This is a genomic window from Cereibacter changlensis JA139, from assembly GCF_003034985.1.
Classification (GTDB): domain Bacteria; phylum Pseudomonadota; class Alphaproteobacteria; order Rhodobacterales; family Rhodobacteraceae; genus Cereibacter; species Cereibacter changlensis.
The window spans coordinates 1-6,631 of sequence record NZ_PZKG01000178.1 but is presented as its reverse complement, the minus strand read 5'-3'; the positions used below and the strand labels follow the sequence as shown (position 1 = coordinate 6,631).

Annotated in this window: 9 protein-coding genes; 4 read left to right on the top strand and 5 right to left on the bottom strand. The window is 66.6% G+C overall.

The genetic code is table 11. The features are described from left to right. On the top strand, window positions 1-979 hold a 979-nt coding region (phaZ, locus tag C5F48_RS20990; RefSeq protein WP_107665724.1), incomplete at its 5' end, for a polyhydroxyalkanoate depolymerase. Here the strand turns inward: phaZ and C5F48_RS20985 are convergent. Next, a complete protein-coding gene (locus C5F48_RS20985) occupies window positions 968-1,675 on the bottom strand; it encodes an alpha/beta fold hydrolase (RefSeq protein WP_245941445.1) in 708 nt (235 codons plus the stop codon). The genes phaZ and C5F48_RS20985 overlap by 12 nt on opposite strands. After that, window positions 1,675-2,427, bottom strand: coding sequence for an alpha/beta fold hydrolase (locus tag C5F48_RS20980; protein ID WP_107665722.1), 753 nt, complete (start codon window positions 2,425-2,427; stop codon window positions 1,675-1,677). The genes C5F48_RS20985 and C5F48_RS20980 overlap by 1 nt, the downstream gene beginning before the upstream one ends. 150 nt (window positions 2,428-2,577) lie before the next feature. On the opposite strand from C5F48_RS20980, the gene thrS reads away from it, so the two are divergent. After that, the gene (gene thrS, locus C5F48_RS20975; RefSeq protein ID WP_107665721.1) at window positions 2,578-4,524 is read left to right on the top strand and encodes a threonine--tRNA ligase; all 1,947 of its coding nucleotides are present in this window, start codon (window positions 2,578-2,580) and stop codon (window positions 4,522-4,524) included. A 19-nt stretch (window positions 4,525-4,543) separates the two neighbouring features. Here thrS and C5F48_RS20970 read toward each other — a convergent pair whose 3' ends face one another. Next, window positions 4,544-4,900: a hypothetical protein gene (locus C5F48_RS20970; protein ID WP_107665720.1), complete on the bottom strand. Its 357-nt coding sequence runs from the start codon at window positions 4,898-4,900 to the stop codon at window positions 4,544-4,546. Between the two features lie 198 nt (window positions 4,901-5,098). On the opposite strand from C5F48_RS20970, the gene C5F48_RS20965 reads away from it, so the two are divergent. Then, a complete protein-coding gene (locus C5F48_RS20965; protein ID WP_107665719.1) occupies window positions 5,099-5,305 on the top strand; it encodes a cold-shock protein in 207 nt (68 codons plus the stop codon). Window positions 5,306-5,357: 52 nt separating this feature from the next. Here C5F48_RS20965 and C5F48_RS20960 read toward each other — a convergent pair whose 3' ends face one another. Together C5F48_RS20960 and C5F48_RS20955 are read right to left on the bottom strand one after the other, a co-directional pair. After that, a complete protein-coding gene (locus C5F48_RS20960) occupies window positions 5,358-5,684 on the bottom strand; it encodes an arsenate reductase family protein (RefSeq protein ID WP_107665718.1) in 327 nt (108 codons plus the stop codon). 68 nt (window positions 5,685-5,752) lie between these two features. Continuing rightward, entirely contained in the window at window positions 5,753-6,151 is a 399-nt protein-coding gene (locus tag C5F48_RS20955; protein ID WP_107665717.1) for a DUF2177 family protein, read from the bottom strand. A gap of 96 nt (window positions 6,152-6,247) precedes the next feature. Between C5F48_RS20955 and C5F48_RS20950 the strand changes: the two genes are divergently transcribed. After that, on the top strand, window positions 6,248-6,631 hold a 384-nt coding region (locus C5F48_RS20950; protein WP_107665716.1), incomplete at its 3' end, for an REP-associated tyrosine transposase.

Sequence of the window (6,631 nt, the reverse complement as noted above, 5' to 3'; positions counted from 1 at the left end):
TAACTTAGTCCGACCCCCTACCCGTCGTCCCGTCCCGTCCCTACCCCGTACCGGTTCGGTACGGACCGTCCGTCGTCGTCCGGGACCGGTTAGTTCGGACGGTACCGTTACTAGTGTACGGACGGACTGGCACAATGCCCGCGACATCCCGGTGTCGGCGGGCAAGTTCGACATCGAGGATTACACGCTCTACCTCGTCGATTTCATGCGGGCGCTGGGGCCGGACATCCATGTGATCGCCGTCTGCCAGCCTGCGCCGCTGACGCTGGCCGCCACCGCCTATCTGGCGGGCGAGGATCCCTCCGCGCAGCCGCGCACGCTGACGCTGATCGGCGGGCCGATCGACCCGGATGCCGCGGCGACCGACGTGACCGATTTCGGCCGCCGCATCACCATGGGCCAGCTGGAGCAGCTGGCGGTCCAGCGCGTCGGCTTCAAGTACAAGGGCGCCGGGCGGCTGGTCTATCCGGGGTTGCTGCAGCTGCAAAGCTTCATTTCGATGAACCTCGAGCGGCACCAGAAGGCGTTTTCCGAACAGATCATGCGGGTGGCGCAGGGCGACGCCTCGGACCATGACGCGCACAACCGCTTCTACGACGAATATCTCGCGGTCATGGACATGACGGCGGAGTTCTATCTGTCGACCGTCGAGCGCATCTTCAAGAATGGCGAGATCGCGAAGAACGAATTCGTGGTGGCCGGCAAGAAGGTGGACATCGGCGCGATCACGCAGGTGGCGGTGAAGACCGTCGAGGGCGAGAAGGACGACATCTCGGCCCCCGGCCAATGCGTCGCCGCGCTGAAGCTGCTGACCGGCCTGCCCGACAGCAAGAAAGCCAGCCATCTGGAGCCGGGAGCGGGCCACTACGGCATCTTCGCCGGGAAAAGCTGGCGGCTGAACATCCGCCCGCTGGTCCTGAACTTCATCGACGCCAACTCACCGAAGAAGCCGGTGATCGCGCTGGCCTCATCGAACTGAGGAGGGCCCGTCGAGGAAGGCCCGGAGCGCCGCCGTGACAGCCTCGGGTTGTTCCAGCGGCGCGAGGTGGCCGGCATCCTCGATGATCTGCAGCCGACCGTAGGGCATCAGCGCCGAGAGGAAATCCTGCCGGCGCAGCGGAACCACCGTGTCGAGCCGCCCGGCGAGGATCAGCACCGGCAACATCGCCCGCCGCATCACCTTCTGCTGGTCGGGCCGCCGCTGCATCGCCCGCGACTGGCCGAGGAAGGCGTCGGCCCCCAGCCCCACCGCCATCTCCTGCAACAGCGCCAGCGTGGCGTCGCGCGTCTCGAGCGGGGCCAGCGCGCCGGGCGGGATCTCGTCCAGCGCCACCTGCGCGATGCGCCCCATCCGCGCGCCCACCATCCGGGCTTCACGGGCGGCGGCAAGCTGCGGCGTCTCGGCCATCGGGTTCGAGGCGATCAGCGCCATGCGGCTGACCCGCTCCGGCGCGCGGCGGAACACGTCGAGCGCCACATCGCCCCCGAGCCCATGCCCGACCAGCGCCACCTTGGCCGGCGCCGCCTCCAGCACCGCTTCGGACATCTCCTCCACCGTCGCCTGCAGCGGCAGCATCACCGTGACGGCGCGGCTCTGCGACAGCTGCAGGATCTGGTGCAGGAACAGCCGCGCATCGCAGAGCATGCCCGGAATGAAGATCACCGGTTCGGCCATCAGCGCATCCCCGCCAGCAGATCGGTGACGGTGGTCTCGATCAGCGCCAGACAGTCCGGGCTGGAGAAGCGGTGGTCGGCGCCCTTCACCAGCGTCAGGCGGATATCGCCGCCCGTCGCGTGGTCCAGCAGCCGCAGCGCCACGGCGGGCGGCACGTCGGTGTCGGCCGTGCCCTGCAGCAGCCGCACCGGGAAGGGCAGCGGCAAGGGCTCGCGCAGCACCAGCCGGTCGCGGCCTTCCTCGATCAGGCGGCGGGTGATGATGTAGGGGTCGTCAGAATAATCCGAGGGCTGCGCCACCTGCCCGTCGCGCAGCAGAGCCGCGCGCTGATCGGCGTCGAAGGCCGTCCACATGCTGTCCTCGGTGAAATCCGGCGCGGCGGCGATGCCGACCAACCCCGCGATCCGCTCCGGCAGGGCCTTCGCCAGCAGCAGCGAGATCCAGCCGCCCATCGACGAGCCGACGAGCAAGAGCGGTCCCGGGGCGAGCGACAACGCCGCCCGCGCATCCTCGAACCAGTCGCCGATCGCCCCGTCGAGAAAGGCGCCGGAGGAGGCGCCGTGGCCGGAATAGTCGAAGCGAAGGAAAGCCCTGCCCTCGCGCTCGGCCCAGGCCTGCAGGTGCTGCGCCTTGCTGCCCTCCATGTCGGAGCGGAAGCCGCCGAGAAAGACCACCGTCGGCCCCTGCCCCGGCGTCAGGCGATAGGCGATGCGCCGCCCCTCTGGTGTCGTCAGGAATTGCGGCTCGGACATGGGGCCTCCTCGGATTTTTGCCTTTCATAACAAAGCCCGGCCCCTGCGGCCAGCCGCCGGTTGACTTTCCCCGGCGCGAAAGGCAAAACCCCGCCCGACATAACCCGCAACCGGGCGCATCGTGGGCGCCAAACCGACGAGGAGAGCCATATGGCCCAAATTTCCCTCACATTTCCCGACGGCAACAAACGCGACTATCCCGCGGGCGTGACCGCTGCCGAGGTGGCCGCCTCGATCTCGACCAGCCTCGCCAAGAAGGCGATCTCGGCGCAGGTCGATGGCAAGCATTTCGACCTGCAGTGGCCGATCCCGGCGGACGCCAGCATCGCCATCAACACCCTGCAGGACGAGGCTCCGGCGCTGGAGCTGATCCGCCACGATCTCGCGCATATCATGGCGCGGGCGGTGCAGGAGATATGGCCCGAGGTGAAGGTCACCATCGGCCCGGTGGTGGCGAACGGCTGGTATTACGACTTCGACCGCGCCGAGCCCTTCACCCCCGAAGACCTCGGCGCCATCGAGAAGAAGATGAAGGAGATCATCAACGCCCGCGACCCGGTGAAGACCGAGGTCTGGGAGCGGGATCGCGCCATCGCCTATTACGAAGAGCGCGGCGAGCCCTTCAAGGTCGAGCTGATCGAGGCCATCCCCGGCGACGAGCCGCTGCGGATGTACTGGCATGGCGCGTGGCAGGATCTCTGCCGCGGCCCGCATCTGCAGCATACCGGGCAGGTCCCGGCGGATGCGTTCAAGCTGATGTCGGTGGCGGGCGCCTATTGGCGTGGCGACAGCAACCGCCAGATGCTGCAGCGGATCTACGGCGTGGCCTTCAAGAACCGCGAGGATCTGAAGGCGCATCTGCACATGCTGGAGGAGGCCGCCAAGCGCGACCACCGCAAACTCGGCAAGGAGATGGAGCTGTTCCACCTGCAGGAGGAAGCTCCCGGCATGGTGTTCTGGCACCCGAACGGCTGGCAGATCTACCGCACGCTGGAAGACTACATGCGCATGCGCCAGCGCGCCGCGGGCTACAAGGAAATCCGCACGCCGCAGGTGGTGGACCGCAAGCTGTGGGAGGCTTCGGGCCACTGGGAGGCCTACAAGGAGAACATGTTCATCGTCGAGGTCGAGGAAGAACATGCCAAGGAAAAGCGCATCAACGCGCTGAAGCCGATGAACTGCCCCTGCCATGTGCAGGTCTACAATCAGGGCCTGAAGTCCTACCGCGACCTGCCGCTGCGTCTGGCCGAATTCGGATCGTGCCACCGCTACGAGTCCTCGGGCTCGATGCACGGGCTGATGCGGGTGCGCGGCTTCGTGCAGGATGACGCGCATATCTTCTGCACCGCCGAGCAGATCGAAGGCGAGTGCGCCGATTTCATCGCGCTCCTCTCCAGCGTCTACAAGGACCTTGGCTTCGACAGCTTCGAGATCAAGCTCTCCACCCGTCCCGATGTGCGCATCGGCTCGGACGAGGATTGGGACACGGTCGAGACCGCGCTGGAGAACGCCATCAAGAAGGTCGGCGCGGCCTACGAGATCGACCCCGGCGAAGGCGCCTTCTACGGGCCGAAGCTCGACTTCAAGCTGACCGACGCCATCGGCCGCAAGTGGCAGTGCGGCACCTTCCAGGTCGACCCGAACCTGCCGAACCGGCTCGGGGCGGAATACATCGGCGAGGATGGCGCCAAGCACCGGCCCTACATGCTGCATCGCGCGATCCTCGGCTCGTTCGAGCGGTTCATCGGCATCCTGATCGAGAACTACGCCGGCAAGCTGCCGTTCTGGCTGGCGCCGCGGCAGGTGGTCGTGGCCTCCATCGTCTCGGATGCCGATGCCTATGTGGCTGAAATTGTTGCCGCTCTCAGGGCCCGTGGCGTGAAGGCCGAGGCCGATACCCGCAACGAGAAGATCAACTACAAGGTGCGTGAACATTCGGTCGGCAAGGTGCCGGTGATCCTCGCCATCGGCATGCAGGAGGTCGAGGCCCGCACCGTCTCGCTGCGCCGTCTGGGCGAGACCCGGGTGGAGAGCCTGACGCTGGACGCGGTGATCGACAGCCTCGCGACCGAGGCGAAGCTGCCGGGCGCCGCCTGAGCCCCTCGCCGGGCGCCCTTCAATGGGCGTCCGGCTGCCGCGCGGCGAGCGACAACATGCCGCCCAAGGCGCACATGGCGATCGGGAACATGGTGAAGACGTTGAAGCCGAAGCCGAGCCACAGCAGCCCGGCCGCCGCCAGCATCAGCGCCCCGCCCAGCATGTTGACCGACCGCGCCATCGCGCCCCCGGCGATGGCCAGCACCGGCGCGAGGAAGGCCGCGGCGCGAACAAGCTGAACATTGTCAACCTGTTGCGCCAGATCGCCGATCGGACCATTGGCCTCGATGAACTCGGTATAGCCGAAGCCGAAGAAGCCCACGAGCATCGCCCAGAGCCCGCCGATGATGCCCAGCACCAGTGCTGCGTTCCGCATGTCCGTCCTTTTCCGGCGGAAAGCCTGGTTAGCGCCCCGCCACATCACGCTTGATTTTCATCCGGGTTTTGGCATGCTTTTGGCCGTGACAACAGACGTTCTGACGCTTTCCTGTTTCCAGGCAGTACGCGGAAGACCTGGATGCACGACCCGCGGCAATGACGCCCAGGGTGAAGGCTGAAGATAGGGAGAAACGGAATGCCGACGGGCACCGTGAAATGGTTTAACAGCACCAAAGGCTTTGGCTTCATTGCGCCGGATGACGGCGGCAAGGATGTGTTTGTTCACATCTCGGCAGTGGAACGGGCGGGCCTGAAGGGCTTGAACGACAACCAGAAGATCGGCTACGAGCTTCAGTCGGGCCGCGATGGCCGGGCCTCGGCCAGCGACCTTCGCCTGCTCTGATCAACCGATTTCAAGCGAATCTGGAACAGCCCGCGGCAAGGCGGGCTGTTTCTCAGCCCAGAAGCTTCGCCTGCACGTCCGCCCCCCAGCCCAAGAGCAGCTGGTCGCCGTCGCGGATCACCGGACGCTTCATCAGCGTCGGCTGCGCGGCGAGCTGCGCCTCGGGGTCCGAGGCCTTCAGCCAGTCCGACAAGCCGCGCCACGTCGTCGACTGACGGTTGATGATCGCATCGCCGAAGGTGGAGACCAGCTCGTCGATCTCGGCCTCCGACAGCGGCTTGGCGCGGATGTCGCGGAACTCCGGCGCCTTGCCGGCCGCCTCGAGCGCCTTCATCGCCTTCTTGCAGGTGTCGCAGGTGGAGATGCCGTAAATGATCATCGTGAGCGATTCCGGGGTTGTGCGTCAGATGCACATCCTATGCACATCCGATATGCATCGCAAACCGGTCAGGCAGTCATCAGCGCCCGTGTGACCGCGACGCCCGCCCAGGCCGAGAAGCCGGTGAGCAGCGTGCCCCAGATCAGGTCGGTCGCCACCATCGAGGGATGCCAGTCGCGCAGGATGGCGTAGCTGGTGAACTCGTAGGTGCCATAGGCCATGGCGCCGACCACCGCCCCCATCACGAAGGCATTGCCGCCGTCGCGCAGCGCCGGCAGCGAGACCAGCCAGACCAGCCCGGCGACATAGGCCAGATAGAACACCGCCGCCGCGGCGAAACGCGGGCTCTCCAGCATCAGCGCGCCGATGTGGCGGGTGAAGAGCGGCTTCATCACGAAGCTGAGCATCAGCGCATCGAGCGCGAGGAAGGTGACGGCGGTGGCGGCGTAGAGGATCAGAACGGACATGGACGGCCCCTTGTTACGGTGTTTTCGGGAGGTAGGGCGCGCAGGGGACCCGGCTAGGGCAAGGATTTGCTAACCGCGCTCGCGGAGGATGGCGGAATGTCGCAGTACCTCCGCCCGAAACGTCCCGGCGCGACCGTGTTCTTCACGGTGGGATTGGCGCAACGCGGGTCGGACGTGTTGGTGCAGGAGATCGCGGCATTGCGCGAGGCGGTCCGGGCCACCCGGGCCGAGCGCCCCTTCGCGATCGACGCCTGGGTGGTGCTGCCGGACCACATGCATTGCGTCTGGACCCTGCCGGCGGGGGATTGCGGCTATGGGCTGCGCATGTCGGTGATCAAGGCGCGGTTTTCCCGGGCCTTGCCGCCGTGCCCGAGACGGGCGAGCCACGAGAAACGCCGCGAGCACGGGATATGGCGGCGGCGGTTCTGGGAGCATCACATCCGCGATGACGAGGACTTCGCCGCGCATATCCGCTATTGT

Coding starts and splice junctions, on each gene's coding strand:
- C5F48_RS20985 (WP_245941445.1), bottom strand. CDS start 1,675: ATGGCCGAACCGGTGATCTTCATTCCGGGCATGCTCTGCGATGCGCGG.
- C5F48_RS20980 (WP_107665722.1), bottom strand. CDS start 2,427: ATGTCCGAGCCGCAATTCCTGACGACACCAGAGGGGCGGCGCATCGCC.
- thrS (WP_107665721.1), top strand. CDS start 2,578: ATGGCCCAAATTTCCCTCACATTTCCCGACGGCAACAAACGCGACTAT.
- C5F48_RS20970 (WP_107665720.1), bottom strand. CDS start 4,900: ATGCGGAACGCAGCACTGGTGCTGGGCATCATCGGCGGGCTCTGGGCG.
- C5F48_RS20965 (WP_107665719.1), top strand. CDS start 5,099: ATGCCGACGGGCACCGTGAAATGGTTTAACAGCACCAAAGGCTTTGGC.
- C5F48_RS20960 (WP_107665718.1), bottom strand. CDS start 5,684: ATGATCATTTACGGCATCTCCACCTGCGACACCTGCAAGAAGGCGATG.
- C5F48_RS20955 (WP_107665717.1), bottom strand. CDS start 6,151: ATGTCCGTTCTGATCCTCTACGCCGCCACCGCCGTCACCTTCCTCGCG.